Below are 26,729 nucleotides of genomic sequence, written 5' to 3' on the forward strand. Positions count from 1 at the left end.
GAACAAATTATGAGAGGATTACATATATTAGCGTTTGGTGCCCATGCCGATGATGTTGAAATCGGCATGGCTGGCACTATTGCCAAATATACAAAACAAGGATATGAAGTTGGCATTTGTGATTTGACAGAAGCCGATTTATCCTCAAATGGGACGGTTGAACTAAGAAAAGAAGAAGCACAAGCAGCCGCTCGTATCATGGGAGTGACAGAGCGAATCAATTTAGCAATGCCAGACCGCGGTCTGTATATGAAAGAAGAATATATAAGAGAAATCGTAAAAATTATTCGGACATATAAGCCAACGCTTATTTTTGCACCATACTATGAAGATCGTCACCCAGACCATGCGAATTGTGCGAGACTTGTGGAAGAAGCTGTGTTTTCAGCAGGTGTTCGTAAATATATGCCAGAAATGTCACCACATCGCGTACAATCTTTTTATTATTATATGATTAATGGTTTTCATAAACCGAATTTCTGCATTGATATTAGCGAACATCTTTCTGAAAAGATAGCCGCGTTAGAAGCCTATGAAAGCCAATTTACAGCAGGAAGTGATGGTGTGAAGACACCTTTAACAGAAGGTTATGTCGAAACAGTAATCGCTCGTGAGAAAATGTTTGGAAAAGAAGTTGGAGTTATGTATGCTGAAGGATTTATGAGTAAAAAGCCAGTTTTATTACATGCTGATTTAATAGGGGGATGTAAATGAAATTGAAAATAGGTATAACATGTTATCCTTCTGTTGGTGGTTCTGGGGTTGTAGGAACTGAATTAGGAAAACAATTGGCTGAACGAGGTCATGAAATTCACTTCATTACCTCTGGAGTTCCATTCCGATTAAATAAAGTATATCCAAACATTTATTTTCATGAAGTAACGGTAAATCAATATTCTGTCTTTCAATATCCACCTTACGATTTAGCATTAGCAAGTAAAATGGCAGAGGTTGCACAGAGAGAAAACTTGGATGTTTTACATGTACACTATGCAATACCACATGCAATTTGTGCATACTTAGCAAAGCAAATGATTGGAGACGATATTAAAATCGTTACGACGTTACATGGAACTGATATTACTGTACTTGGTTCAGATCCTTCTCTAAATAATTTAATACGGTTTGGTATTGAGCAATCTGATGTTGTTACAGCTGTATCTCACTCGTTAATTCAAGAAACACATGAGCTTGTAAAGCCAAATAAAGAAATTCAAACTGTATATAATTTTATTGATGAGCGTGTCTATTTTAAGAGAGATATGTCCCAACTAAAAAAAGAGTATGGCATACGTGAAGATGAAAAGGTATTAATTCATATTTCGAATTTTCGCAAGGTCAAGCGTGCACAAGATGTTGTCCAGTCATTTGCTAAAATTGTAAAAGAAGTGGCAGCGAAATTATTACTTGTTGGTGATGGGCCAGAATTTTGTACAATTTTACAGTTGGTGAAAAGCTTACATATTGAAGAACATGTTTTGTTTTTAGGAAAACAGGATAATGTTGCTGAGCTTCTTGCAATGAGCGATTTAATGTTGCTTTTATCAGAAAAAGAAAGCTTTGGCCTCGTTTTACTAGAAGCAATGGCGTGTGGTGTGCCATGTATTGGTACGCGTGTTGGAGGTATTCCAGAAGTTATTCAACATGGTGAAACGGGATATATATGTGAAGTTGGAGATATCAAAGGTATAGCTAAGCAAGCGATACAATTGCTTAAAAACGACGATCTCCATCAAAATATGGCACAGCGTGCCATGGAAGCTGTATATGAGCAATTTCGTTCAGAAAATATTGTTTCACAATATGAGGCAATTTATTATGACATACTAAGGGATGACAAAAATGAAACGATTTAAACAAGCTGGAGCAATTATTGAGACATTGAAACAACATGGGCATGAAGCATATTTTGTTGGGGGAAGTGTGCGTGATTTTATTATCAATAGACCAATTGGTGATATTGATATCGCAACATCAGCTCTTCCAGAAGAAGTGATGCATTTATTCCCAAGACATGTCCCTGTTGGGCTTGAACATGGTACGGTTATTGTTGTTCAAGAAGGTATTCCGTATGAAGTGACAACATTTCGAACGGAGAGTGATTATGAAGATTTTCGCAGACCAAGTAGTGTTCAGTTTGTTCGTTCATTAGAAGAAGATTTAAAACGACGAGATTTTACTATGAATGCGATTGCGATGAATGAAGAAGGAAACATCATTGATTTGTTTGCGGGGCAAGAGGCAATTCGTAAACAAGAAATTGCAACAGTAGGGAATGCTGCGGATCGCTTTCAAGAAGATGCACTACGTATGATGCGGGGTATTCGCTTTGTTAGTACTTTAGGATTCTTTTTAGAGGAACAAACGAAACGTGCGATTGAGGAGTATGGACATTTACTGGAACATATAGCGATTGAAAGAATTACAGTTGAGTTTGAAAAGCTGTTGACGGGTAAATATTGTGTAAATGGGCTTCAACAACTAGTAGAGACGAAACTAGTTACGCACTTACCATATTTACAAATGTCAGAAGAAAGAATTTTAAAAGCTATGCAATATAACTGGGATTTTTTTGAAACCGATATCGAGGCGTGGGCATTTTTCTTATATTGTATTGGTGAAGAACATCCATCAGTTTTCTTACGTCAATGGAAATTTTCAAACAAAAAAATAAAAGATATTGTAGCTGTTATATTAGCAATCCGCTCTAGAAAAACAAAGTCTTGGGATGCAGTTTTTCTATACAAGACAGGTTTGCATACTGCTTTAATGACGGAAAGAGTATATCAAGCTATTATAAAAAAATATGATATATTTTCTGTAAATCAGGTACAGTCATTATTTGATTCATTATCCATTCATAATCGTCAGGAAATGAAAGTAAGCGGTAATGATTTGTTAGGTTGGACAGAAAAAACGCCAGGACCATGGGTGGCAGAAGTGTTGCAAAGAATCGAAGAAGAAATTTTACAAGAACGATTAGAAAATGAGAAAGAGAAAATAAGGGAGTGGCTACAAGGATGCAATCTACTATAAGAAAACAATTGCTGCAGATTTTTTCTGCAGCAGATGGCGAGTTTGTATCTGGTCAAACAATCAGTGACAAGCTTGGCTGCTCAAGAACAGCTGTTTGGAAACATATGGAGGATCTTCGGAGCGAAGGATATGAACTAGAAGCTGTGCGCCGTCTAGGATATCGGATTGCTAGTAAGCCAGATAAAGTAACAGCGAATGAAATTCAATTAGGCTTACAGACAGAATTTATAGGGAGAACTGTTTATTTTAAAGAATCTGTAGAGTCTACGCAGCATATTGCAGCAAAACTTGCTTATGAAGGGGCGGCGGAGGGAACAATTGTCGTTGCGGAAGAGCAAACAGCAGGACGCGGCCGTTTGAGTAGAAAATGGCACTCACCAAAAGGGACAGGGATTTGGATGAGTATTATTTTACGTCCAGCTATTCCCGTTCATCATGCTCCTCAGCTTACTTTATTAGCAGCAGTTAGTGTAGCACAAGCAATTGAGAAATGTACAAGTGTGAATGTGGGAATTAAATGGCCCAATGATATTTTAATTGAAGGAAAAAAAGCTGTCGGTATTTTAACAGAGATGCAGGCTGACCCAGATAAGATTAATGCTGTTATTATGGGAATTGGAATTAATGCAAATCAAGGGCAAGAACATTTTGCAGATGAGATTAAAGAAATTGCAACATCTTTAGCAATTGAATCAGGAAAACCAATTGTGCGAGCAGAGCTTATGCAACAGATCTTTTTACAAATGGAAAAGTTATATCAAGAATATGTAAAAAATGGTTTTTCGGTTATTAAACTACTTTGGGAAAGTTATGCAATAAGTATTGGAAAAGAAATTACGGCCCGAACGATGAAAGATACGATTACAGGTGTAGCAAAAGGAATTACAGCGGATGGTGTACTTATGTTAGAAGATGATAAAGGTCAACTTCATCATATTCATTCTGCTGATATAGAAATTAAGTAGAGAGAAGTTCCTGCTTGGGAGCTTCTTTTTATTTGTACATTGGATGACAGTAAGAATAGAATTGTTTACTGTTATATTCGTTGCTATTCTTGAAATTTCACATATTGTAATAGGAATAGAAAATTATTTTTTCAAAAAAATGTAGCAATTTTATTTCTTAGTTTGCTATAATTAGTTCGAATATGGGCAGTATCTGAGTGAACTGCACCATTATTTCAAGCAATGAAGAAAAATAATTTGGATTCTGCCTTGATCCAACAACGGACTGGGACAGAGGGATGAATTTTGCCGACTAACACAACCCATCTGCCCTTTTTTGGTCAGATGGGTTTTTTATATGATTTCGGCCATCTCCTCTCTCCTGAATAAAGGAGGAGTAGTTTTTGAAAACGACAACAGATTTTTTAAAAATGAAAGAGAACGGTGAGCCGATTACGATGCTTACTGCGTATGATTATCCATCTGCAAAGCTCTCAGAAGAAGCTGAAGTTGATATGATTTTAGTAGGGGATTCCCTTGGAATGGTTGTACTTGGATACGATTCTACCATTCCAGTAACGGTAGATGATATGATTCATCATACGAAAGCAGTGCGCCGCGGAGCAAAGGAAACTTTTATTGTAACGGATATGCCGTTTATGTCTTACCATGTATCTTTGCAAGAAACGATGCATAATGCGCGCCGCATCGTGCAAGAGAGCGGAGCACATGCAGTGAAGGTAGAAGGAGCGGATGAGGTAGTATCAATCATTCGCTTCTTAACGAATGCAGGAATTCCTGTTGTATCTCATCTTGGTTTAACACCTCAATCTGTAGGGGTATTAGGTGGCTATAAAGTGCAAGGAAAAGATGCTGAAAGTGCAAAGAAATTGTTAGAAGATGCTAAGAAATGTGAAGAGGCTGGTGCAATGGCAATCGTTTTAGAATGCGTACCAATGCAACTAGCAGAGCTTATATCACAGCAGCTGACGATTCCTACAATAGGTATTGGTGCAGGTAGTAAAGTAGATGGTCAAGTACTTGTTTATCATGATCTCATTTCGTATGGAGTGGAGCGTGTTCCGAAATTTGTGAAACAATATACATCAGTTCAAGAAGAAATTGTACGCGGAATTGCGCAATATGTTGCTGAAGTAAAAGCAGGACAATTTCCGGAAGAACAACATTCATTCACAATGAAAGAGGAAGAATGTGTAGCATTATACGGAGGGAAACAGTGATGAAAATTGTAACAACAGTGCAAGAGATGCAGCAAATTGCTAGTGAAATTCGTGCAAGTGGTAAAGATAGCGGTTTTGTTCCAACGATGGGATATTTACACGAAGGGCATGCAACTTTATTACGTCAAGCAAGGGAAGAAAATGAAGTTGTTATTTTAAGCGTATTTGTAAACCCATTACAATTTGGACCAAATGAAGATTTAGATCGCTATCCTCGGGATATCGAGAGAGATGAGAAAGTAGCAAAAGAAGCCGGGGTGGATTATTTATTTTATCCGAGCGTAGAAGAAATGTATCCTGCAGAACAGACAACAAAGGTTGCAGTTATAAAGCGTACAGACGTATTATGTGGTAAGCAAAGACCGATTCATTTTGCAGGTGTTGCGACTGTATTGATGAAACTATTTAATATTACAATGCCAAAGCGTGCCTACTTCGGTATGAAAGATGCACAGCAAGTCGCTGTTATCCAAGGATTTGTACGTGATTTCAATATTCCAATCACAATTGTACCTGTTGATATCGTTAGGGAAGAGGACGGATTAGCAAGAAGTTCTCGTAATGTATATTTATCAGAAAAAGAACGTGAGGAAGCACCACATTTATATCAAAGCTTATGTATAGCGAAAAAACGAATTGAAGCTGGAGAGCGTAATCCACAAATCATTACATGTCTTGTGAAAGAATATATTGAGGAAAATACACAAGGTATCGTCGATTATGCAGATCTATATGCGTACCCAACTTTGACGGAAGTTGAAACAATTGGTGGGCGTATTATTCTTGCAATTGCAGTGAAGTTTGATAATGTACGTTTAATTGACAATATTACATTAACGGTTGAATAAGGGGGAGTCATCTATGTTTCGCACAATGATGAGAGCGAAGTTACATCGCGCGACTGTAACAGAAGCAAATTTAAATTATGTAGGTAGTATTACAATTGATGAAGATTTAATGGACGCAGTGGAGATTGTAGAAAATGAAAAAGTACAAATTGTAAATAATAACAATGGAGCTCGCTTAGAGACGTATGTAATTAAAGGAGAACGTGGCAGCGGTGTTGTTTGTTTAAATGGTGCAGCTGCAAGACTTGTACAACCTGAAGATAAAGTTATTATTATTTGTTACGGTCTCGTAGCGACAGAAGATGTAGATAAACAAGTACCAAAAATTGCGGTGTTAGATGATAACAATCAAATTGTTGAAATGTTAGGTGCTGAAAAAGCAGGTACGATTTTATAAAATGAAAAGCTATCTCATATGAGGTAGCTTTTCATTTTATCTTGCTATCACGGCAGTAAGACATCTACCTCAAGATTCAGAGAGGCGCGCAAATAGGTGAGTGAGGATAATAGCATGTAAAATCCCGCAGATGGAAGCTTACTTTATGTAAATACACGTAAAAAAACGGTTCGGAAAAATTATTCATTAATAAAGAAGATTAAAGATTTTTTTGAAACTATATACTCGAATGAATAGAAAGAGTCCTTTTTTCAACACCAGGCTCTTCTATTTTTTGTCCATCTTTTCATTAAGATGATATAAAACGTGGTATAGTAACAATATATGAATTTTTGTTGTTTGAAAGGGTAAGAAATTGAGGTGTTACATATGAGTAAGCGTTATGTCGTTGTCGATTTAGAGACGACAGGGAACTCCTGGAAAGATGGGAAGGACAGAATTACACAAATTGCAGCTGTTGTAGTAGAAGATGGAGAGATATTGGAAATCTTTTCGTCTTTTGTTAACCCGAAGAGAGAGATTCCTCCATTTATTACAGAATTAACAGGGATTGATGAAAATCTCGTGAAACAAGCCCCGCTATTTTGCGATGTAGCGCCGATGGTAGCCGAACTATTACAGGGTGCTTATTTTGTTGCACATAACGTTCACTTTGATTGGAATTTTTTGAAGGAAGAATTAAAACAGGCTGGATATGGAGAAGTAAACTGTCCAAAAATTGATACGGTTGAATTGGCACAAATTTTATTGCCGACAGCTGATAGCTATAAATTGCGTGATTTAGCAAAAAAACATGAATTGGAACATGATCAACCGCATCGTGCGGATAGTGATGCTCTTGTGACAGCGGAATTATTTTTACAATTTCTAAATCAATTAGAAAAACTACCGCTTGTCACATTACAATCTTTATATGAACTAAGCGATGTATTCCAAAGTGATATAGCGAATATCATTTCAGAAAATATTTTAAATAAAGTGATGCTTGGTACAGAAGATGCAAAGGAATATGAAGTATATCGAAATATTGCGCTTCGAAAACGAAATTATTCATTAGAAATCGGTGATGATTGTTTATCTAAGTTTGATGCTTTTTTACACAAGTCAATGGGACAACTTGAGCTAAAGATGCCAAATTTTGAACAAAGAGAAAGTCAGCAGCGAATGATGAAGGAAATATATACAGCATTAAGAGATTCTCGTTTTTCATTAATTGAAGCAGGAACAGGTACAGGGAAGACACTTGCTTATTTACTTCCAAGTATTTATTTTGCAAAGAGAAGAGAAGAGCCAGTTGTTATTAGTACGCAAACGGTACAACTGCAACAACAAATGATTGAAAATGAAATTCCTTTATTGGAAAGTATATTACCATTTCCATTCGAAGTGGCTCTTTTAAAAGGAAGAAAACATTATCTTTGCTTACATAAATTTGAATATGCATTGCAAGAAGAAGAGAAAAACTATGATGCTGCGCTTACGAAAGCAAAAGTATTAGTATGGTTATTGCAAACGGAGACTGGTGATCGTGACGAGCTTAATATTCCAGAAGGCGGGAAGTTACTGTGGGATCGCATTTGTAGTGATACGTACAGTCCGGGCGGCATGCAAAGCAACTGGTTTAGTCGCTGCTTTTATCAACGAGCAAAAAATAAAGCGTTATTTGCAGATATTGTTATTACAAATCACGCTTTACTATTTCAAGATTTTGTTAGTGAAGATCCACTTTTGGCATCTTGTGAACATATTATTTTTGATGAAGCTCATCACATCGAAGAAACAGCGACTAGGACACTTGGAGAGCAGTTTTCATGCATGTACTTTCAATTAATCTTATCACGCTTTGGTACGTTAGAGACGGACGATGTGCTATCAAAGGTATATGAATTGATGAAAAAATCTCATCATTCGTCACGCTCAGCTTTTCGAATGGTGAGTCATAGGTTAAAGGAAATTAAATTCGATGCTGATGAATTATTTCAAATGTTACGTACATTTATATTTCAGCAAACAAAGCAAGAACAAGGGGCAAATAATATGCCGCTTATTTATCGATATAACGCGGACCAAGAGGATGGAAAGCTATGGAGAAGTATAGCTGAGTTAACAAATCGCTTCGTATATGAATTGAGAAAAATACTTACTGCGCTAGAGCAACAAGGGGACTTATTACAAAGTAAAATCGAATGGGAGATGCATGTTGTTACAGGCGAGTTTATGCATTTAATTGAATTATTGCGTAAAATGGTCGACTCATTGCAGCTGCTTATATTAGAAAAAACAGAGTATGTGACATGGATGGAAACGGAAACGAAAGGTACAATTCATTCCACTGTGTTATATGCACAACCTGTCCATATAGGAGAAAGGTTTGCGGATGAGTTCTTAACAAAAAAGCGAAGCGTTATTTTTACTTCGGCGACTTTAACTGTTAATAATACATTCGATTATATACAGGAACAACTTGGATTATATGACTTTGCACCAGACACATTAACAGTTCCATCGCCGTTTCATTATGAGGAACAAGTAAAGCTAATGGTTTCTACTGATGTTCCTCTTATTAAGCAAGTAAGCGAGGATGTGTATATAAGAGAAGTATCACATCATATTATGAAGATTGCTAAAGCGACAAATGGAAGAATGCTCGTTTTGTTTACATCCTATGAAATGCTAAAGGAAACATATACAAATTTAAAACAAGCGGATGAATTAGAAGACTTTGTATTACTAACACAAAGTGTTCATAATCGTAGCCGAAGTCGTTTAGTTCGGAAATTTCAAGAGTTCGACAAAGCAATTTTGTTAGGAACAAGTAGTTTTTGGGAAGGGATTGATATTCCTGGAGATGCATTAAGCTATCTTGTTATTGTTCGGTTACCATTTACACCGCCTCATCAGCCAATGATGGAAGCCAAAAGTGAATGGTTGAAAAATAAAGGAGACGACGTATTTACGAAACTGGCACTTCCGCAAGCAATTCTTCGTTTTAAACAAGGGTTTGGACGATTAATTCGTACAATGACGGATACTGGAACGGTGTTTGTTTTAGATCGTCGTTTAACCAACTCTTTCTACGGAAAAAGATTTATGCAATCTATTCCAAATGTTCCTCTTTATGAAGGGTCGTTAGAAGAACTGTTAGATCACTTAGAAGAATAAAGCGGATAAAGTGAAACTGTAATCACTGAGGTTCCTTCATTTCTTACTGATTCTTGGTCTTCGCCAATCGTTTTTTGACGGGTAGTATATCCTACCTCATTTTTGTTATTTTTTAGATAACTTTGAGGTAGGTGGAATTACTATCGGTAAATAGCTAAAGGAATAACAGTAAGTGAAAAAATATGCCTGAAGTACGACGTACTTCAGGCATGAAATGTGGGTAGGAGGAAATTTATTTTTTCTTACTTCTTGTATACAAATGTTTCGGTTTTCAATTTGAAACCTTTTTTTGCTGAACATGTCCTGCTATAATAGATGGGTGATGAAGCAGGGGTTGTAAAGAATGTACTCTTATTGTAACCGTATTGCGTTCTTCTATAATTAGAAATTTTTGTGTAACGGAGGAGTTTTCATGGAGAAGAAAATCGAAGTGCTATCAACGACGCGTATTAAATATTCGTCTGACTTATATAAAATTGTTGATAGTTTGAATCGCACTTTAAAAGAGCAGGACCTCATGTTCGGATTGGCATTAGACGAAAACGAAAAAGAAACAGCAGTATTTACGATATACAGAACGTAGTGATGCAATGAAGAAGTGGATCTTTGCCATCATTATCGTTATCGTTGCCATTGGATTATATGGGGTGCATGTTTATAATGCGACAATGGAAAAGAAAATTCCGAAAGAGTCAAAAGTTATAGAAATTGCAAAAGAAAAAGCAAAGCTTACGAAAGTAAAAACGGTTGATTATTATAACGGAAAATCTTCATATGCAGTCGTACAAGGTGTAGATGAAAAAGGAGAACAAATCATTGTTTGGGTACCTGAGAAAAAAGGGAATGTTCTAGTACGTAAAAAGAACGAGGGCATTTCTGAAAAGAAAGCTTTACAAATTGTGGCTGGGGAACGCAAGCCCAAAGAATTGGTAAAGGCAAAATTAGGTGCTGAAAACGATGTTCCGTTGTGGGAAATTACATATATTGATCAAGAAGGTCGTTATACGTATTATTATCTAGAATTTCAAGATGGGAAATATGCTGGATATTACAGCATTGAAAAATAGATGCAGGGGGAACCACAAATGAAATTAGCAAAGCGAGTAGCTGCTTTAACACCGTCTTCAACTTTAGAAATTACAGCAAAGGCACAAGCATTGAAAGCTGAAGGCCATGATGTAATTGGATTAGGAGCAGGAGAACCTGATTTTAATACGCCAGAGCATATTATGGATGCTGCACATAAAGCAATGTTAGAAGGACATACGAAATATACACCAACTGGTGGATTAGCAACATTAAAACAAGAAATTGCGAAGAAATTTACTCGTGATCAAGGATTAGCGTATGATCCAACTGAGATTATCGTATGTAATGGAGCAAAACATGCACTTTATACACTATTTCAAGTGCTACTTGACGAAGGGGACGAAGTTATCATTCCGACTCCTTATTGGGTAAGTTATCCAGAACAAGTAAAGCTTGCTGGTGGTAAGCCAGTTTATGTAGAAGGACTAGAAGACAATCAGTACAAAATTAAGCCAGAGCAGCTACGTGAGGCAATTACAGAGAAGACGAAAGCTGTTATTATAAATTCACCGAGCAATCCGACAGGGATGATTTACAGCAAAGAAGAATTACAGCAGCTTGGAGAAGTATGTTTAGAGCACGACATTTTAATTGTTTCTGATGAGATTTATGAGAAATTGGTTTATGGCGGCGTGGAATATACTTCAATTGCCCAGCTTTCTAATGCATTAAAAGAACAAACACTTATTATTAATGGTGTATCTAAATCGCATTCCATGACAGGATGGCGTATTGGCTATGCAGCAGGAAATAAGCAGCTTATTAAAGCGATGACGAACTTAGCAAGTCATAGTACGTCAAACCCTACTTCAATCGCTCAATACGGCGCAATTGCTGCGTATGCTGGGTCGCAAGAGCCTGTGGAAATGATGCGTCAAGCATTCGAAGAACGATTAAACATTATTTATGATAAATTAATTCAAATTCCTGGTTTCACTTGTATTAAACCACAAGGTGCATTTTATTTATTCCCGAACGTAAAAGAGGCTGTAGCGTTAGCTGGATATGAAACCGTTGATGAGTGGGCAAAAGCATTGTTAGAAGAAGAGAAAGTAGCTCTTGTTCCAGGAACAGGGTTCGGTGCACCAAACAATGTTCGTTTATCCTATGCGACATCTCTTGAACAATTAGAGAAAGCGTTAGAGCGAATTAATACGTTTATGAGAAGTAAAGTACAGGCTTAAAAGGCTAATTACTTTCATTTTTACCACATAAGTTACTTTGAACAAATGAAGACGACCTCCCTATCTATAGGGAGGTTTTTTGACGAATTGTGGTAAAAGAAAATTATAACAGGTGTGTTATACTAGAAAGCGAGGTGTATGGTCATGAAGAAAAAAATGATGTTACAATGGTTTGAACAAGGCAGCGTCGCAATTCCAAAATTGCTTATGATGCATTATAAAAAATTAGGCTTAAATGAGATGGAATTTATGGTTGTACTCCATGTGCATACTTTTCTAGAATCGGGTAATTCTTTTCCAACTCCTTCAGAGATTGCAGAACGAATGACAATAACAGAAATGAAATGTATGGAAATCATTCAAGCGTTAATTCAAAAAGGCTTTTTAGCATTAGAAGGTAGTCAAAAATCTGAAGCTATGATGTGCGAAAGTTATTCGTTGCAACCACTTTGGGAAAAAATCTTGCATTTTTTAATGAATGAAACAATAGAAGAAGAAAAAGAAGAACAAAAGAAACTTCAAGTGAATTTATATACAATTTTTGAACGGGAATTTGGGAGACCATTATCGCCTTTTGAATGTGAAACATTAGCGATGTGGCAAGATCAGGATCAACATCATCCGAATTTAATTCAAGCAGCTCTTCGAGAATCTGTAATGAGTGGGAAACTTAATTTCCGATATATTGACCGTATTCTCTTTGAGTGGAAAAAGAATGGAATTAAGACAGTTGATCAAGCGCAAGATCAAGGACGGAAATTTAGAGCGAATCAACAACGCTCGCAGCAAGTAACGAAACAAGAGACCAAATATACGGGGAAAGTGCCTTTTTATAATTGGTTGGAGCAGTGATATAGGAGGAAAGGTATGTTAAACAAGACACAAATTCGTTATTGTTTAGATACAATGGCAGAAATGTATCCAGAAGCACATTGTGAATTAAATCATGATAATCCATTTGAACTTGTAATTGCAGTTGCATTATCTGCACAATGTACAGATGTCCTTGTAAATAAAGTAACGAAAAGTTTATTTCAAAAGTATAAGACACCTGAAGATTATTTAAATGTGTCTTTAGAAGAGTTGCAACAGGATATTCGTTCAATTGGATTGTACCGGAACAAAGCGAAAAATATTCAAAAGTTATGCCGAATGTTGCTTGAAGACTATAATGGAGAGGTACCACAGGATCGGGATGAACTAACAAAACTACCAGGGGTAGGTAGAAAAACTGCAAATGTAGTTGTTTCTGTAGCATTTGGTATCCCAGCTATCGCTGTTGATACACATGTGGAACGTGTAAGTAAACGCTTGGCTATTTGCCGTTGGAAAGATTCCGTTCTAGAGGTAGAGAAAACATTAATGAAGAAAGTGCCAATGGAAGAGTGGGGAGTTACGCATCACCGAATGATTTTCTTTGGACGTTATCATTGCAAAGCACAGCGGCCGCAATGTGAAGAATGCCGGCTACTAGAAGTGTGTCGTGAAGGTAAGAAGCGAATGAAGGGGAAATAAAAAGATGGAACAAGTTGTACAAGTACCGGATGAGTTTCAATGTAATCCTTTTTTTGAAGGGGAGATAGATAAGATTATATATCATACAGATGAATCGTTTGTGCAATTGCTAGAAAGCCATTATTTCTTATTTGATATAGGAAAACAATATGAGCCATGGAATGAAATAGAAATGGGAATTCCAGCTGTATTAGATATATGGAAAGACAAAAAAGAGGATATATCGATATTTTTTCAGGATCGAAAGCGAAATGAAGCAAAAAGGCCAATGATTCACTTTGCAGCTCATTTATTATCGAGTATATATTGGTTAAACGGAAAACCAGTGTCAGGGTTAAAGGATATTAAAAACAAGATTGATGAGCTACAAATAAAACCGATTAACTTTATGGAACGTTATTCATTTATTATAGAGCAACCAAATCATTATCATTCCTATATTCAATTGGCACAGTTGTATGTAGAAATAGAAAAGCTGTATGCAAAAAAAATCATACAAAAAAAGAAGTCACCATCTCGTTAGAGAAAGGTGACTTCTTCTTTGTATTATTGTGTTGGATTAACTTCTCCGCCACCTGTTGTTGGTTTATCTGGTTTATCTGGTTTATCTGGTTTATCTGGTTTATCTGGTTTATTTGGTGTATCTGGTGTATCTGGTTTATCTGGTGTATCTGGTTTATTTGGTGTATTTGGTGTATCTGGTTTATCTGGTGTATCTGGTTTATCAGCTTTTTCTTTATCGGCTTTTTCTTTATCAGCTTTTTCTTTATCGGCTTTTTCTTTATCAGCCTTTTCTTTATCAGCTTTTTCTTTATCAGCTTTTTCTTTATCAGCTTTTTCTTTATCGGCTTTTTCTTTATCAGCTCTTTGCTGTTCCTCTAATTTTTTCTGCTCATCTTGTTGCTTCTTAGCATCCTCTTCAGCTTTTTTCTTAGCTTCTGCACTCTCGCCAGGAACAGTAAAGGATACACCAGCTGCATCGCTTGTACCTGTTCCTTTTTTCGCTACTACTGAGAAGCTGTAAGTTACACCTGGTTTCACCCCGCCAAGTGAAGCGTTTGTACCGCTCACGGATAGGCTACCACTAGAACCGTCGTTTGCTTTATAGCTTGCTGAGTAAGCTTCAGCGTCTGAAGAACCAGACCAGTTTAATGTAATCGTATTAGATGATGCATCATAAGATGGCGTTACACCAGTTGGTGGATCTACTTTGATCTGTTTAACAGCATCCTTTTTTGCACCTTTCACATAGAGTTCTTCATTTACACGTTCTACAGAAGAAGGTTGTTCAAAACGAGATGTATCTGTAGCAAACTTACTCATCATTTCTTTGAATATTTGCTGTGCAATTCGGACTGAAGGTGATTTATCTGCAATATAGTTTTCTTCAGAATCTTTTTCATATCCTGTCCATACTGACATCGTATATTGCGGTGAATAACCTGCAAACCAACTATCTCTGTTAGCACTTTCTGGAATATTATATTTTTTTAATGTATCTGGATCATAGTTCTGTGTTCCTGTTTTACCAGCAACATCAATTCCTGATACATAAGCTGTTGGACCTGTACCACCAGAACCTGGTTTTACAACATCACGAAGAACATCAGTAATCATATATGCTGTGTAGTCTTTCATTGCTCGTATTTCTTTTGGTTTAAAGTTTTTCTCTTTTCCATCAGGAAAGACAACTTTTGTTACGAAATGTGGCTTGTTATAATTTCCTTCGTTACCATAGGCGGCATATGCACCAGCTACTTGTAATGGGGAAGCGCTGTTACTACCAATGGCTGTTGATTCGTATACTGTGTTGTCCTTGAAAGTCATTCCAAGTCCTTCAGCAAATCCTTTTGATTTGTCTAATCCAACTGCTTGTGCTGTTTTTAAAGCAGGGATGTTTAATGATTTTTTCAATGCTTCACGTAAAGATACATCACCTTTATAGCTGTTTGTAGCATTTCGGATTTTTTTACCGTTGGAATACGTATATTCTGAGTCATTTAATTGATGGTATGTAGACCATTGCATATATTCAATAGCAGGACCATAGTCAAAAATTGGTTTCATAGTCGAACCTACTTGGCGCTGCATATCAACGGCCATATTATGTCCTTTAAATGTCGTTTTATTTTCTTTACGGCCAGCACCAATTGCACGAACCTCACCATTTTTTGTATCCATGAATACGAAAGAACCTTGGAAACGATCGTTTGGATAGTTAATAATATCCCCATCCAGTAATTGTTCAGCGTATTCTTGTGCCTTTGTATCAATTGTCGTATAAATCTGTAATCCGTCAGATCCAATATTTACATCGGGCATTTCTTTTTCGATTTCTTTTACGACTGCATCTAAAAAGGCTTGATAAGGCATTTCGGTTACGTCTTTAGATGGAAGAAGTCCTTCTGTTACAGGAATTTTTATCGCTTCATCCATTTCTTGTTTTGAAATAAAGCCATGTCGATTCATTAATGTTAATACAACGTTACGACGTTTTGTTGCTCGATCGATATTTTCTTTCTTTGTTGGATCATAAATGTTTGGACCTTGAGGTAATCCAGCAAGCATCGCTGCTTCGTGTAATTTTAAATCTTTTAAGTCTTTGCCATAATAAGTTTTCGCTGCTGTTGCAACCCCATAAGAGCGATTGCCGAGGTTGATTTTGTTTAAGTACATTTCTAAAATTTCATGTTTGGAATATTGTTGCTCTAATTTATAAGCTAAATACCATTCCTGTACTTTACGTTTTGATGTTTTTTCCATCGTTAGAAAATAGTTTTTAATTACCTGTTGGGTAATTGTACTACCGCCTTGAGAACCAAAACCACCTGTGACATTTTCAAGGATTGCTTTTCCAGTACGCTTAACGTCGATTCCGTTATGTTGATAGAAGCGAGCATCTTCTGTCGCTAGGAATGCGCTTTCTACTACTTTCGGAACTTGATCGTAAGTAATATTCGTTCGCTTTTCGGCACCATATTCATAAAAGAAATTCTTGTCTTTATCATAAAATTTAGTTGATAGCGGATTGACAAGTTTTGCTTTATTTAGCTTTGGAGCATCTTGTACCATTACAAAAAAGGCGGAAACTCCAGCTATAAGACCAACAATGCCAAGAAGTAGGCAACCAATTAAAAATTTCTTGAAAAAGGAACCTTTTTTCTTTGGTTTCTCCGTTTGGTTTGTTTCTTGTTTTTGATGTTGTGCATGTTTTCGTTCTGTACGAGAACGATAATTTTCTGACATTATACTTTCTCCTACCTTTCATTTTTTCCCCAAAAGTCGAAAAAAGAGCCTTATTGTTGACTCTATCACGAAAAATAAGCCATGTCTAGTACACGAATATAATCAATTCGAGGGTGATAACCGCATGATAACAAGTATCCGTGCTCTTCGATTTCCTGTTTCTTAATCGATTTGCGTCCACCAGCATCTTGGCGATTCCAAAATGAAACGACATGTTTCGCATCAAGTAAATAAAACTCGTCATAAAGTGTAAATTTAATAATAACAAATGCAATTCCGTTATGAGCTATTACTTGTTCCATATGCTTAATTTGATGAAGATGGAAATTTTGTAGCGGAAAACTTGTTTTATTTTTTGTTTCTTTCGCTTCGAAGTCAATGTATTTCCCCTTGTATACACCGTTGTAGTCTGTTGTAGAAGGCTGTTTAAAATAAGCTTCTTTCACAACCGCCGCACTTCGAGCGGGGTAATCAACTTTTACAATTTGAAGAGGAGTGGGTTTTTTATGTACGCATGCAATATTATGGGTTAAATAATATTGATTTGTTTCATTTAGTTCCTCTTCCAGAGACATACCTCTATTGCTATAAGTATGTTTTTTAAATTGTGTTTTTTGAGGTTGTAACGCTTGATTATACCTTTTTCCGTTTGGATAACGAATGGTCATAGTTTGTCCACCCCAACTTACCTAGAATTACTTACAAAGGTGATTATATCAAAAAAAACAAAAAAGATGCGATTTTTTTCAAGAGAGATGTGGTGATTCCTGTATGCATATGCAGAATGAGTATGAGAAAATAAATAGAGAGCGCAGTGGACTTTCTTGTACAATAGAAGAGAAACAATTAATAGCATATATAAAACAACAGACGGCTCTAGCAAATATAGATAATATTTCACGCACACAGGCTTATCAAGAATATTACTTGAGAAATAAAGAAATCCGATGGTCATTTTTGGCGAGTATGGTTTCGAGAAATTCTGGGTGGAATATGACAGATTTAGCAGGGGAATATTATCCGAATATTTTATCTGAAAGAATGAGGAAGCAACTGTTCCTTACTTATGAAAGTGCAAATTGGCTTATTTTTTCAGATGCATACCCACAATTGTTGTTATACGAGTACAGCAAGAAAATGAATAAACCAATCTTTCACTTATTACAGTTTTTTAACGTATCTATTTTTATGGAGAAGGAATGGAATGATTTTTGGAATAAAAGAGATCTCACACGTCTTATTACAGCACTTATTATTAATGAACAAAATAGGATTCAAAAGCCGATTATTGAACACCCATATTTTCAAAAGCACGTATTCCAAACTTTACTGTTTAAATTTCAAGAGCTCTTTCATTTTAGTGCTGTAATTTTTCCGACTACAAAAGGACAACTATATGGTTTTTCGGTTTATCAATTTGAAACATTACAAAAACGTATAGAATTCGGAAAGAAATTAGCTTGGCTATTATTTCATCCTAAATATGAAACGTTATTTTACGATTTTTCCTTGCGAACGTTTCCTACAGGATCAAGAATGGATTACGAGCGGTACTTTATAATTCCAAAAGAAAAAGATACACCGCAGTTAAGAGATGCTTTCTCAATTGTTTTACATCACCATAACGTAACGAAAGATTGGTTCCATAAAAAAATGGATATTGAGGCATTGTTTTTCTTTCAGGAACTGAAAGAAGAAGTTAATATTACAGAATGGTTTTTACAAAAACAACAACAAATACATCTTTTTTCTTCATTGAATAGCTTTTTTAAAAGGAACAATGACTTCATGATATAATAAGAAAAGTCCCGCTCTCTGACAGGGAGTCGGGACGAATGGATTACATAAATCGATTCATATTTTTATACAGTTTCAATAGGGCAGTATGATTCCAATTGAAATGTAGGGGAAATTGAGGAAGCTAGGTAAGAGAAATAGACCCGCCGATTAAAGTTTTACTTTATGTAGCAGGAAAGTTCGGACCATCTAGCTTCGGATTTCCAGTTTCAGGTTTATTTTGCTGTGTGTTTTGTTTTTTCTTCTTCTCATTTTTATTTTTATTTTTAGCCATGGTAAACACCTCCCTTTTGTATTGTTACCACTTCTATAAAACTCATACAAACCGATTTCTTTGCCGAATATCAACTAGTTTTGTCAGTTGTGCAGGAGTGGTAAGTGACCCGTCGAAATAACATGACAAAGGAAAAGCAAAGAAGGAGGCGTTTTATAAATGGCGATGGTTCAGAAGGAAAATGTAATGAAAAAAATGGATCAAATGTTAAGTGCTCTTGATTTGCTGGAAATGAATGTTTCACTTAGAGTTAATCATTCTTTAAAAGATAAACGTGAAGATATATGTAATCGAGGAGAAATAACAGAAATGCACATTCAACATATGGAGGATAAATTATTACATCACGAAGAAAAAGGAAGTTGGCTTCAAACGTTTCAAAACGTCATAGTAAGTGCATAAGAGGGTGGAAATAAATTGGATTATGGAAAATTAATGCAGTCTTCAATAAAATTAATACAGTACAATGATGAAACGATTATAAAAAAAAGAGAAGAGAAAGAATTTGATTTTTATCAAGATATGAAGCCTTTTGTGGATATGGTTGATCAAGAGTTAGAAGTGTGGAAAGAATTAGCTTATCAATGGATAAAACATGAAAAGCCTAAGTATATACATGTGCAACAAATTGACCAAGTGTATGAGAATTTACAAAATAATGCACTGCAATGTTTTGTAAATAAGGGAAAAGGTAAGCGGTTTTATGAAACACATCAGGCGATTTTATACACGTTGCAGAATATAATAGAACAATGTAAGTGACAAGAGGGAAAACCCTCTTGTTTTTATGATTCTACAGTTGTATGTGTGGGTTTCGCCCCATTTATTTCTAATTCACGTATTAATACTCGGTATTCTGAGATGCAGATTTTTCCTTCTAAATAGTGATGTCTAGCAAAATCAAACAACTCATTCATATCCTCTGTAGAGTACCCCTTTTTTTGAGCGAAAGCTTGTTTTAAATCCCCTAATATCATGTTGATTCCTCCCCAATGAGAATCTTCTTCTTCATTATCATAACATGAAAAGGCTTACTTTCTTATTTTTTTAAAAATTTAAACTTCCGACAAAAATAGACATTTATAAGGTTACACATTTTATTTTATAGGTACATATTCTATATGTAGAAACTTAGTTAGAGGGGGAGAATGCATGTTTCAGCAATCTAATGTATACCAACACATCAATTCGTATACACAACCGGATTTTTATCAATATAATGAAGATCCATATTTACGCTATAATATGCACCCATTTGCACCTTATTATGGAAATCAAACGAATTATTATCAGCCATTTGAAGTATCCTTTATGAATCAGCAACCACAGTCCTATATGAATCAACAATCTTATGTACCACAGCAACCACAATCTTATGTACCACAGCAACCACAATCTTATGTACCACAGCAACCACAATCTTATGTACCACAGCAACCACAATCCTTTATGAATCAGCCATCAATGTTTTACCCACCGAAACAGCCTTTTCAACCATATCCAACGATGAATAAACAAAAGCAACAACAGCAGCCAAGTCAATTTTCTAGTTTCGTATCTCAATTTAAGACGTCAGATGGTAACTATGATGTGAATAAAATGATGAATACAGCAGGCCAAATGATGAATGCTATGAATCAAGTCACTGGGATTGTAAAACAAGTTGGCGGCTTTTTTGCTAAAGGATGATAGTTGCGTGTCCAAGTTATCATATTTAAATGGCTATTATATAGACAAATTTCCATTAAATAAATGGGTATATATAACAAGCGGCTTTTACCCCTTTCTCATATTGTAAAGTGTAGTCAGATTTTTTAATGAGAGAGGAGAGAAAAAAACTATGTATCATTGTCATCCTTGTTTTGGAGGGCATAAACCTGTAGGACCTATTTGCACAACACCTCCTGTCGTTCATCCAACAAAGCAATGTGTAACGAACACTTTTTCCACAACGGTGGTACCACATATTCACCCAACTCATACAACACATGTTCATCATCAACAAGTTAAAAGTCAACATTTCTTCCCGCAAACAGTTTCAAATGTGAATGTTGTAGAACCTGTTGCTCCAGGATTCGGCGGACCTGGAGTTGGAGGATTCGGCGGACCTGGAGTTGGAGGATTCGGCGGACCTGGAGTTGGAGGATTCGGCGGACCTGGAGTTGGAGGATTCGGCGGACCTGGAGTTGGAGGATTCGGCGGGCCTGGAGTTGGAGGATTCGGCGGGCCTGGAGTTGGAGGATTCGGTGGACCGTGTGGCCATGGGCATCATGTATCTCCATACGGACCAGGACCAAATGTAGGACCACAAGTATCTCCATACGGACCAGGACCAAATGTAGGTGGAATGTTTAAAAAGTAAATGTTATGTTAGAACTAGCAAAATGCTAGTTCTTTTCTTTTTATTGGAGTGTTGATATGAAAGTTGTTGCGGTAACAGGATATAAACCATTTGAACTTGGGATATTTAAGGATGATCATCCAGGCGTTATTTGTATAAAAAAAGCATTGCATCGTAAGTTACTTGCTTTTATAGAAGAAGGGTTGGAATGGGTTATTATTAGTGGGCAGTTAGGAGTAGAGTTATGGGCTGCTGAAGTTGTTTTTGACTTGCAGCTAGAATATCCTAATTTAAAGCTTGCTGTGTTTACTCCTTTTTTAGAACAAGAGGAAAATTGGAAAGAGGGAAATCGAGAACTATATGAGTTTATTCTAGGGCAAGCAGATCATGTTGATAGTATTACGAAAAGAAAATATGAAAGTCCTGAGCAATTTCGATTAAAAAATCAATTTTTTATTGAAAAAAGTAATGCACTTTTGGCAGTGTATGATGAAGAAAAACCAGGAAGTCCTAAATACATAGTAGAAGCAGCAAAGAAAAAAGGCGAAATAGAAAATTATCACAGTTATTTCATTCTTTTTTCTGATTTACAAGATATAATAGAAGAGGAACAGTGGGAAAATGCCGAGTAATATGTAATATAGCTCATGTATATAGGATTGACAAAAGACATTGTTTCTGAAAAAATTTAGTTAATGAAAGTTTTGGTAAAAATTTGAGGTGAAGAAAATGATTTCGGATAAAATTAAATTAACAGCGAAAGATATTTTGGAAAAAGAATTTAAAACAGGTATGAGAGGTTACCAGCAAGAAGAAGTAGATAAGTTTCTTGATATGATTATTAAGGATTATGAGGCATTTCATAAGGAACTTGAGCAATTACAGCAACAAAATGTTCGTTTAAAACGTGAATTAGAAGAGCAAAAAGTAGCGGCAGTGCAAGTACCGCAACAACCAGCTCCAACACCGGTTGCACAACCTGTATACAACAATACGAACACGGATATTTTAAAGCGTTTATCTAATCTGGAAAAAGCTGTATTTGGAAGTAAGTTATACGAGTAATCTAGGGACAGAAAAAGATTAAAGCATTTTACATATAAAAAAGCATTGCAAAATCTTTTTGTTTCCACTATACTAATGTTTGTCATAACGTTTGGGTAATCGCTGCAACGCCAACGTTGTAGAGGAAAGTCCATGCTCGCACGACCTGAGATGGTTGTAGTGTTCGTGCCTAGCCAATTCATAAGCTAGGGTATTCTGGCTGTAAGGCTGGATTAACGGCAGGGAAAAAACCTAAGTCCTTTTGGATATGGTTTGACTACCTTTAAAGTGCCACAGTGACGAAGTCCTTGAAGAAATGATAGGAGTGGAACGAGGTAAACCCCACGAGCGAGAAACCCAAATAATGGTAGGGGAATCTTTTCCAAGGAAATGAACGATGGAAAAGGACAGGTTCGAGTAACCTGTAGATAGATGATTGCCACCGGAGTACGAGGCGTGGGCCGTTTGCAGTACAAAGGAACAGAACATGGCTTACAGAACGTTATGAACCAATTATGGAATGACTCAGCTCTCCTTTGTAAGAGGAGGGCTTTTTATTTGTATGAAGTTATAACTTGTGAGTTAAAATGGTAAATAAGAAAATACTTCGTAATATTTAATAATTAATAGAAGGAAAAGCTATTAATTATTGTTTGATTATACATAAGAGGTGAATGCAAATGGGAAAAGTTACTTTAATTGCAACAGCAGCAATGGGAATTGAAGCTTTAGTTGCAAGAGAAGTTCGCGATCTTGGTTATGAATGCCAAGTAGAAAACGGAAAAGTAACGTTTGAAGCGGATGCAAAAGCGATTTGTCGCACTAATTTATGGTTACGCACTGCAGATCGTGTGAAAATTAAAGTTGGTGAATTTAAAGCAACAACATTCGATGAATTGTTTGAAAAAACAAAAGCATTGAACTGGGGAGATTACATTCCAGAAAATGGAGAGTTTCCTGTAATTGGGAAGTCTTTAAAATCAACATTATTTAGTGTTTCAGATTGTCAACGTATTGTGAAAAAGGCTGTTGTTGAGAAACTAAAGACAACATATAGACGTACAACTTGGTTTGAAGAAGATGGTCCTTTATTCCGTATCGAGATTGCGATGCTAAAAGATATTGCAACATTGACAATTGACGCGAGTGGCGTTGGTCTTCATAAACGTGGATACCGCCTTGACCAAGGGGAAGCGCCTTTGAAAGAAACATTAGCGGCATCTTTAATTAAACTTACAAATTGGAAGCCAGATCGTCCGTTTGTTGATCCGTTTTGTGGATCTGGAACAATTCCGATTGAGGCAGCTTTAATTGGTCAAAATATTGCTCCTGGTTTTAACCGTGAGTTTGCATCAGATGCATGGGGTTGGATTGGTAAAGAAAATTGGCGTGATGCTCGTCAAGAAGTAGAAGATTTAGCGAATTATGATCAACCATTGCAAATTATTGGATCAGATATCGACCACCGTATGATAAGAGTTGCACAGGACAATGCTGATGAAGTTGGACTGGGTGACTTAATTTCATTTAAACAAATGCAAGTAAAAGATTTTACAACAAAAGAGGAATATGGCTATGTTGTAACGAATCCTCCATACGGAGAACGTTTAAGTGAAAAAGCGCTTGTTGAAAAATTATATAAAGAAATGGGAGAAGTATTCCGCCCATTAGATACGTGGTCACTGTATTTATTAACGAGCTATGAAGCGTTTGAAAAATGTTATGGAAAAGATGCATCGAAAAAGCGTAAACTATTTAACGGTTTTATTCGTACAGACTATTACCAGTACTTTGGTAAACGCCCACCTCGTAATCAAGAGTAATTAGACTTTTAAGAGGCTTTATAATAATTGGTTCACTTAGAACTTATTATTAAATATCTGCCCAGTAATATCCTCATTCTTTTTCCGGATGGAAGAAAGGGTGGGGGTTTTTTGTTGCTTAAATTTGCGATTAATGAATTCTTAGAGGACAGAGAGTTGAGAAATTTAAGTTCTCATACGCTGAAGTCTTATAGAGGGATTCTGCGACAGTTTGAATCTTTTTGTGTAGAAAAAGGATTATTCGCTATAAATAAAATTACTTCCAAGGTAGCAAAGGAGTTTCTTGTGTACTGTAAGTATGAGCTTAAAAATAATGTAGCTACTATCAACGGTAAAACTCGGACGCTTAAAATTTTCTTTAGATACTTAGAAGAAGAGGAAGTAGCTGAAGAGAACCCGTTTAAGAAAATCAAATTTAGTAAAGAAGACATTGTGAGGGACGTTCTGACTGATCAGCAAGTAAAGAAAGTCATTGAGCACTTCGACAGAGGGCATTTTAAAGGCTCTAACTTCGCTCTGATGCGTAATCGAATGGTAATCGTTCTTTTGGTCTCGACAGGACTCAGAAGAGAGGAATTGGTCAATTTAAAGTGGTCAGATGTTGATATGAAAAATCGAACAATTATGACTTATGGGAAGAAAAGAAGTGTGGCGACTATTCCGTATACAAGGAAGCTACAAAAGGAATTAGCTGAGTATAAAATGTTTCTGGAGTTTTACTTTGAAGAGGAAGAAGAGATTATTTATGTGTTCCCTGATAAGACAAACCGTCAGTTGTCTACTGAAGCGATTTCTACATTGTTTAAGAGACTAAAAAAAGATTTAAAGATGGATGGGCTTACCTGTCATGCGTTTAGAAGGTATTTCGCTTCTAAGTGTTTGAAGATGGGGATGGACTCTTTGAACCTACAGAGACTTATGAGACATGAAACCCTGCAAATGACTGACCGATACGTTAAGCTATACGGTCATGCCTTACATGGTGTAAACGACAAATATAACCCATTGAATTTTATAGATATTTAAGCAAAAGAAAAGAGCCACAGCGACAACTGGGGCTCCAAGATTTCAAAAGCAATTTTGAGAATCAGCAAAACTAAATCACGAACAATCCATGTATTTAACGACAATTAAATACCGGACAATCTCCGAATACAATTAAATAACGGAAATCCCGTAAATTAGTACCTTCATTCTATCGAAAAAATTTGAGGAATGCAAGGCTTTTTAAGTATTGCCTTTTTTAGGTGCTAAGGTGCAGGACTTCCGAACGTGGGAATGACCTAACGCCACGCTAAAAACTTGAACAGGTGAGCCTAGCCGATGTCATAAAGTAAGGCGCTACACAACCAAATGCATATCCCTTCCATGTATGTGTAGGCTAGGTGAACGCTACCAGTGAAAGCGAAAGGCGTGGAGTGGACGAGCTTGTATGTTACGACATACGGGAGTCTTATCGTATTTAGCACTGTGGGAAGCTCTGCAGTGGAAAGATAAGGCGGTTAGAAATAACCGAAGTAGGAAGGGACGACGAATCTTATACGTGACATCCGTAACGAGGATGGAAATATAAAACATGTAGGCGTGCTTTTTCTCTATCTCTTGAGATTATCTTTATCTCTTGAGCTAGGGGATAAGTGCGCCTTCTTACCGTTCCAAGCCGTTTCCTCGGATGATTGCAAAAGAGTAACCGCAAAGTCAACCTTTAATCATAAACTAATTGTAAACGAAAATACTAGTAACTATTAGAGTAGTGACTATTAAAATGTGGAATATTTTAGTATAATGATAGAATAGACAAATTATAACTAGAAAGGAACATGTAATATGGATTTAAATAAACGAATAGAGAATCATCAGCAATCTAGGAATCTTAAAAAGCAAGGATGGGATGTCAAATCACCAGAGCAACGAGAAGTACATAGGAAATATAGAGAAATGCAGAATACTTTAGAGTTAGAATATGAAACTGACTTGAGACCTTATTCAGTTCAAATGTGTGACGCGCACTTTCAAAAAGATGTATCTCCAAAGGTTAAGGGACTTGTATTTGTACTATCAACAATGCTTGAAGTGAAATCAAACGGTTTAATAGTTGATAGAAAGTATAACCCACTAAGTATGAATGAGATAGCTGAAAAGATGTGCAAGAGTGTCCGTTCGATAAGTGGAGTACTTCAAGAAGCCGTTGAGTGTGGAATGCTTACAGAACACTACGAAGGGAACGGAAGTGCTAAGAATTATACATTATCTGACGAGTTCTATCGTATCGGCTCACTCGGTAAGAAAGTTCCAAACTTTACAAAGGTAATTAAATCTAGTGTGAGAGAAGTATCGAAGGATTTAAGCTTAGAAGAGTTGGGATATCTTAGCGAGCTGATCAACTTCATGCACCCAAAACTCCAAGTCCTATTCAGAAACCCATATGAGCCGAATGAGAAATACTTGGAAATACTACGCCCGAAAGATATTGAAATCCTATTTGATATGAAGCCTAAACAGGGAAATCGCTTTGTTAATAAATTGATCGCTTTGGATATTCTTGAGAGATTTGAATTCGGAGATAGGAAAACTAAAAAGATAACAAAAGTGTTGATAGCATCGGAAGAATTCTTCACGAAGACTACTAAAGAAGTCGATAGAAGCAAAATAAAAAAGGCTATCAAAGAGACAGCCTTATCGAATAGAAACTATATTAAGTATTAAAATTTAAGTATTGCCCTCCTCCTACAGATGGCACACAAAACCTCGTCAGTTCCTACGCTGATGGGGTTTTTACTTTATGTAA

The 26,729-nt window shown here is 36.3% G+C and carries 27 protein-coding genes and 1 other RNA gene; 25 read left to right on the forward strand and 3 right to left on the reverse strand.

The window, feature by feature from the left end; translation table 11 throughout:
* Window positions 1–9 precede the first annotated feature (9 nt).
* The 14 genes from bshB1 (at window position 10) to ORL93_RS12330 (ending at window position 13,939) form a co-directional block, all read left to right on the forward strand.
* Entirely contained in the window at window positions 10–714 is a 705-nt protein-coding gene (gene bshB1 / locus ORL93_RS12265) for a bacillithiol biosynthesis deacetylase BshB1 (protein ID WP_026008439.1), read from the forward strand.
* Complete coding sequence (gene bshA, locus ORL93_RS12270; protein ID WP_018764288.1) at window positions 711–1,856, forward strand: N-acetyl-alpha-D-glucosaminyl L-malate synthase BshA; 1,146 nt, start codon at window positions 711–713, stop codon at window positions 1,854–1,856. The genes bshB1 and bshA overlap by 4 nt, the downstream gene beginning before the upstream one ends.
* Window positions 1,843–3,036 carry a CCA tRNA nucleotidyltransferase gene (locus ORL93_RS12275; RefSeq protein ID WP_018780976.1) on the forward strand — a complete coding sequence of 398 codons (1,194 nt, stop codon included), beginning with the start codon at window positions 1,843–1,845 and terminating at the stop codon, window positions 3,034–3,036. Before bshA ends, ORL93_RS12275 begins: the two co-directional genes overlap by 14 nt.
* Complete coding sequence (locus ORL93_RS12280; protein ID WP_033796006.1) at window positions 3,021–4,001, forward strand: biotin--[acetyl-CoA-carboxylase] ligase; 981 nt, start codon at window positions 3,021–3,023, stop codon at window positions 3,999–4,001. Before ORL93_RS12275 ends, ORL93_RS12280 begins: the two co-directional genes overlap by 16 nt.
* 383 nt (window positions 4,002–4,384) lie before the next feature.
* Window positions 4,385–5,221, forward strand: a complete 837-nt coding sequence (gene panB, locus ORL93_RS12285) for a 3-methyl-2-oxobutanoate hydroxymethyltransferase (protein ID WP_265959084.1) — start codon at window positions 4,385–4,387, stop codon at window positions 5,219–5,221.
* Window positions 5,221–6,069, forward strand: coding sequence for a pantoate--beta-alanine ligase (gene panC / locus ORL93_RS12290; protein WP_265959085.1), 849 nt, complete (start codon window positions 5,221–5,223; stop codon window positions 6,067–6,069). Before panB ends, panC begins: the two co-directional genes overlap by 1 nt.
* 13 nt (window positions 6,070–6,082) lie before the next feature.
* Window positions 6,083–6,466, forward strand: coding sequence for an aspartate 1-decarboxylase (gene panD, locus ORL93_RS12295; protein ID WP_006094314.1), 384 nt, complete (start codon window positions 6,083–6,085; stop codon window positions 6,464–6,466).
* Window positions 6,467–6,835: 369 nt separating this feature from the next.
* Window positions 6,836–9,628 carry an ATP-dependent DNA helicase DinG gene (gene dinG, locus ORL93_RS12300; protein WP_265959086.1) on the forward strand — a complete coding sequence of 931 codons (2,793 nt, stop codon included), beginning with the start codon at window positions 6,836–6,838 and terminating at the stop codon, window positions 9,626–9,628.
* Window positions 9,629–10,040: 412 nt separating this feature from the next.
* On the forward strand, window positions 10,041–10,211 hold the full coding sequence (locus ORL93_RS12305; protein ID WP_000412180.1) for a YpmA family protein: 171 nt from the start codon (window positions 10,041–10,043) through the stop codon (window positions 10,209–10,211).
* Window positions 10,212–10,218: 7 nt separating this feature from the next.
* Window positions 10,219–10,695, forward strand: coding sequence for a cell wall elongation regulator TseB-like domain-containing protein (locus ORL93_RS12310; RefSeq protein WP_040119343.1), 477 nt, complete (start codon window positions 10,219–10,221; stop codon window positions 10,693–10,695).
* A gap of 18 nt (window positions 10,696–10,713) precedes the next feature.
* The gene (gene aspB / locus ORL93_RS12315) at window positions 10,714–11,901 is read left to right on the forward strand and encodes an aspartate transaminase AspB (protein ID WP_003206480.1); all 1,188 of its coding nucleotides are present in this window, start codon (window positions 10,714–10,716) and stop codon (window positions 11,899–11,901) included.
* A gap of 144 nt (window positions 11,902–12,045) precedes the next feature.
* A complete protein-coding gene (gene dnaD / locus ORL93_RS12320) occupies window positions 12,046–12,753 on the forward strand; it encodes a DNA replication protein DnaD (RefSeq protein WP_016114116.1) in 708 nt (235 codons plus the stop codon).
* A gap of 15 nt (window positions 12,754–12,768) precedes the next feature.
* Window positions 12,769–13,416: an endonuclease III gene (nth, locus tag ORL93_RS12325; protein ID WP_006094317.1), complete on the forward strand. Its 648-nt coding sequence runs from the start codon at window positions 12,769–12,771 to the stop codon at window positions 13,414–13,416.
* A 4-nt stretch (window positions 13,417–13,420) separates the two neighbouring features.
* Window positions 13,421–13,939 carry a YpoC family protein gene (locus tag ORL93_RS12330; protein WP_265959087.1) on the forward strand — a complete coding sequence of 173 codons (519 nt, stop codon included), beginning with the start codon at window positions 13,421–13,423 and terminating at the stop codon, window positions 13,937–13,939.
* 23 nt (window positions 13,940–13,962) lie between these two features.
* Here ORL93_RS12330 and ORL93_RS12335 read toward each other — a convergent pair whose 3' ends face one another.
* Window positions 13,963–16,662: a PBP1A family penicillin-binding protein gene (locus ORL93_RS12335; protein WP_265959088.1), complete on the reverse strand. Its 2,700-nt coding sequence runs from the start codon at window positions 16,660–16,662 to the stop codon at window positions 13,963–13,965.
* Window positions 16,663–16,727: 65 nt separating this feature from the next.
* Window positions 16,728–17,330 (reverse strand): Holliday junction resolvase RecU, encoded by a 603-nt coding sequence (gene recU, locus ORL93_RS12340; protein WP_003196400.1) that lies wholly within the window; start codon window positions 17,328–17,330, stop codon window positions 16,728–16,730.
* A gap of 103 nt (window positions 17,331–17,433) precedes the next feature.
* On the opposite strand from recU, the gene ORL93_RS12345 reads away from it, so the two are divergent.
* The 3 genes from ORL93_RS12345 to ORL93_RS12355 all read left to right on the forward strand — a co-directional run bounded on the left by ORL93_RS12345 (window position 17,434) and on the right by ORL93_RS12355 (window position 19,495).
* Window positions 17,434–18,459 (forward strand): DUF2515 domain-containing protein, encoded by a 1,026-nt coding sequence (locus tag ORL93_RS12345; protein ID WP_040119346.1) that lies wholly within the window; start codon window positions 17,434–17,436, stop codon window positions 18,457–18,459.
* 433 nt (window positions 18,460–18,892) lie between these two features.
* On the forward strand, window positions 18,893–19,135 hold the full coding sequence (locus tag ORL93_RS12350; RefSeq protein WP_003206610.1) for a hypothetical protein: 243 nt from the start codon (window positions 18,893–18,895) through the stop codon (window positions 19,133–19,135).
* Window positions 19,136–19,168: 33 nt separating this feature from the next.
* Complete coding sequence (locus tag ORL93_RS12355; RefSeq protein WP_006094321.1) at window positions 19,169–19,495, forward strand: YppE family protein; 327 nt, start codon at window positions 19,169–19,171, stop codon at window positions 19,493–19,495.
* Window positions 19,496–19,518: 23 nt separating this feature from the next.
* On the opposite strand, the gene ORL93_RS12360 is transcribed toward ORL93_RS12355, so the two are convergent.
* Complete coding sequence (locus tag ORL93_RS12360) at window positions 19,519–19,710, reverse strand: YppF family protein (RefSeq protein WP_265959089.1); 192 nt, start codon at window positions 19,708–19,710, stop codon at window positions 19,519–19,521.
* A 175-nt stretch (window positions 19,711–19,885) separates the two neighbouring features.
* Between ORL93_RS12360 and ORL93_RS12365 the strand changes: the two genes are divergently transcribed.
* The 8 genes from ORL93_RS12365 to ORL93_RS12400 all read left to right on the forward strand — a co-directional run bounded on the left by ORL93_RS12365 (window position 19,886) and on the right by ORL93_RS12400 (window position 26,647).
* Entirely contained in the window at window positions 19,886–20,422 is a 537-nt protein-coding gene (locus tag ORL93_RS12365) for a YppG family protein (protein WP_265959090.1), read from the forward strand.
* 151 nt (window positions 20,423–20,573) lie between these two features.
* Window positions 20,574–21,095 (forward strand): CotD family spore coat protein, encoded by a 522-nt coding sequence (locus ORL93_RS12370; protein ID WP_191664147.1) that lies wholly within the window; start codon window positions 20,574–20,576, stop codon window positions 21,093–21,095.
* A 56-nt stretch (window positions 21,096–21,151) separates the two neighbouring features.
* A complete protein-coding gene (locus ORL93_RS12375; protein ID WP_040119349.1) occupies window positions 21,152–21,706 on the forward strand; it encodes an SLOG family protein in 555 nt (184 codons plus the stop codon).
* A gap of 97 nt (window positions 21,707–21,803) precedes the next feature.
* Window positions 21,804–22,139 carry a cell division regulator GpsB gene (gpsB, locus tag ORL93_RS12380; protein ID WP_016114126.1) on the forward strand — a complete coding sequence of 112 codons (336 nt, stop codon included), beginning with the start codon at window positions 21,804–21,806 and terminating at the stop codon, window positions 22,137–22,139.
* Between the two features lie 87 nt (window positions 22,140–22,226).
* An RNA gene (rnpB, locus tag ORL93_RS12385) (RNase P RNA component class B) lies at window positions 22,227–22,618 on the forward strand.
* A gap of 180 nt (window positions 22,619–22,798) precedes the next feature.
* On the forward strand, window positions 22,799–23,941 hold the full coding sequence (locus ORL93_RS12390) for a THUMP domain-containing class I SAM-dependent RNA methyltransferase (RefSeq protein ID WP_265959091.1): 1,143 nt from the start codon (window positions 22,799–22,801) through the stop codon (window positions 23,939–23,941).
* Between the two features lie 27 nt (window positions 23,942–23,968).
* Complete coding sequence (locus tag ORL93_RS12395; RefSeq protein ID WP_265959092.1) at window positions 23,969–24,967, forward strand: tyrosine-type recombinase/integrase; 999 nt, start codon at window positions 23,969–23,971, stop codon at window positions 24,965–24,967.
* 801 nt (window positions 24,968–25,768) lie between these two features.
* Complete coding sequence (locus ORL93_RS12400) at window positions 25,769–26,647, forward strand: hypothetical protein (RefSeq protein ID WP_265959093.1); 879 nt, start codon at window positions 25,769–25,771, stop codon at window positions 26,645–26,647.
* Window positions 26,648–26,729 lie beyond the last annotated feature (82 nt).

Origin of the sequence: Bacillus sp. DHT2 (genome assembly GCF_026241455.1) — a bacterium.
GTDB lineage: Bacteria > Bacillota > Bacilli > Bacillales > Bacillaceae_G > Bacillus_A > Bacillus_A pseudomycoides.

What these genes read in the sequence shown, in the direction of transcription:
- bshB1 (WP_026008439.1), top strand. Translation starts at nt 10, where the DNA reads ATGAGAGGATTACATATATTAGCGTTTGGTGCCCATGCCGATGATGTT.
- bshA (WP_018764288.1), top strand. Translation starts at nt 711, where the DNA reads ATGAAATTGAAAATAGGTATAACATGTTATCCTTCTGTTGGTGGTTCT.
- ORL93_RS12275 (WP_018780976.1), top strand. Translation starts at nt 1,843, where the DNA reads ATGAAACGATTTAAACAAGCTGGAGCAATTATTGAGACATTGAAACAA.
- ORL93_RS12280 (WP_033796006.1), top strand. Translation starts at nt 3,021, where the DNA reads ATGCAATCTACTATAAGAAAACAATTGCTGCAGATTTTTTCTGCAGCA.
- panC (WP_265959085.1), top strand. Translation starts at nt 5,221, where the DNA reads ATGAAAATTGTAACAACAGTGCAAGAGATGCAGCAAATTGCTAGTGAA.
- panD (WP_006094314.1), top strand. Translation starts at nt 6,083, where the DNA reads ATGTTTCGCACAATGATGAGAGCGAAGTTACATCGCGCGACTGTAACA.
- dinG (WP_265959086.1), top strand. Translation starts at nt 6,836, where the DNA reads ATGAGTAAGCGTTATGTCGTTGTCGATTTAGAGACGACAGGGAACTCC.
- ORL93_RS12305 (WP_000412180.1), top strand. Translation starts at nt 10,041, where the DNA reads ATGGAGAAGAAAATCGAAGTGCTATCAACGACGCGTATTAAATATTCG.
- ORL93_RS12310 (WP_040119343.1), top strand. Translation starts at nt 10,219, where the DNA reads ATGAAGAAGTGGATCTTTGCCATCATTATCGTTATCGTTGCCATTGGA.
- aspB (WP_003206480.1), top strand. Translation starts at nt 10,714, where the DNA reads ATGAAATTAGCAAAGCGAGTAGCTGCTTTAACACCGTCTTCAACTTTA.
- dnaD (WP_016114116.1), top strand. Translation starts at nt 12,046, where the DNA reads ATGAAGAAAAAAATGATGTTACAATGGTTTGAACAAGGCAGCGTCGCA.
- nth (WP_006094317.1), top strand. Translation starts at nt 12,769, where the DNA reads ATGTTAAACAAGACACAAATTCGTTATTGTTTAGATACAATGGCAGAA.
- ORL93_RS12330 (WP_265959087.1), top strand. Translation starts at nt 13,421, where the DNA reads ATGGAACAAGTTGTACAAGTACCGGATGAGTTTCAATGTAATCCTTTT.
- ORL93_RS12335 (WP_265959088.1), bottom strand. Translation starts at nt 16,662, where the DNA reads ATGTCAGAAAATTATCGTTCTCGTACAGAACGAAAACATGCACAACAT.
- recU (WP_003196400.1), bottom strand. Translation starts at nt 17,330, where the DNA reads ATGACCATTCGTTATCCAAACGGAAAAAGGTATAATCAAGCGTTACAA.
- ORL93_RS12345 (WP_040119346.1), top strand. Translation starts at nt 17,434, where the DNA reads ATGCATATGCAGAATGAGTATGAGAAAATAAATAGAGAGCGCAGTGGA.
- ORL93_RS12350 (WP_003206610.1), top strand. Translation starts at nt 18,893, where the DNA reads ATGGCGATGGTTCAGAAGGAAAATGTAATGAAAAAAATGGATCAAATG.
- ORL93_RS12355 (WP_006094321.1), top strand. Translation starts at nt 19,169, where the DNA reads ATGCAGTCTTCAATAAAATTAATACAGTACAATGATGAAACGATTATA.
- ORL93_RS12360 (WP_265959089.1), bottom strand. Translation starts at nt 19,710, where the DNA reads ATGATATTAGGGGATTTAAAACAAGCTTTCGCTCAAAAAAAGGGGTAC.
- ORL93_RS12365 (WP_265959090.1), top strand. Translation starts at nt 19,886, where the DNA reads ATGTTTCAGCAATCTAATGTATACCAACACATCAATTCGTATACACAA.
- ORL93_RS12370 (WP_191664147.1), top strand. Translation starts at nt 20,574, where the DNA reads ATGTATCATTGTCATCCTTGTTTTGGAGGGCATAAACCTGTAGGACCT.
- ORL93_RS12375 (WP_040119349.1), top strand. Translation starts at nt 21,152, where the DNA reads ATGAAAGTTGTTGCGGTAACAGGATATAAACCATTTGAACTTGGGATA.
- gpsB (WP_016114126.1), top strand. Translation starts at nt 21,804, where the DNA reads ATGATTTCGGATAAAATTAAATTAACAGCGAAAGATATTTTGGAAAAA.
- ORL93_RS12390 (WP_265959091.1), top strand. Translation starts at nt 22,799, where the DNA reads ATGGGAAAAGTTACTTTAATTGCAACAGCAGCAATGGGAATTGAAGCT.
- ORL93_RS12400 (WP_265959093.1), top strand. Translation starts at nt 25,769, where the DNA reads ATGGATTTAAATAAACGAATAGAGAATCATCAGCAATCTAGGAATCTT.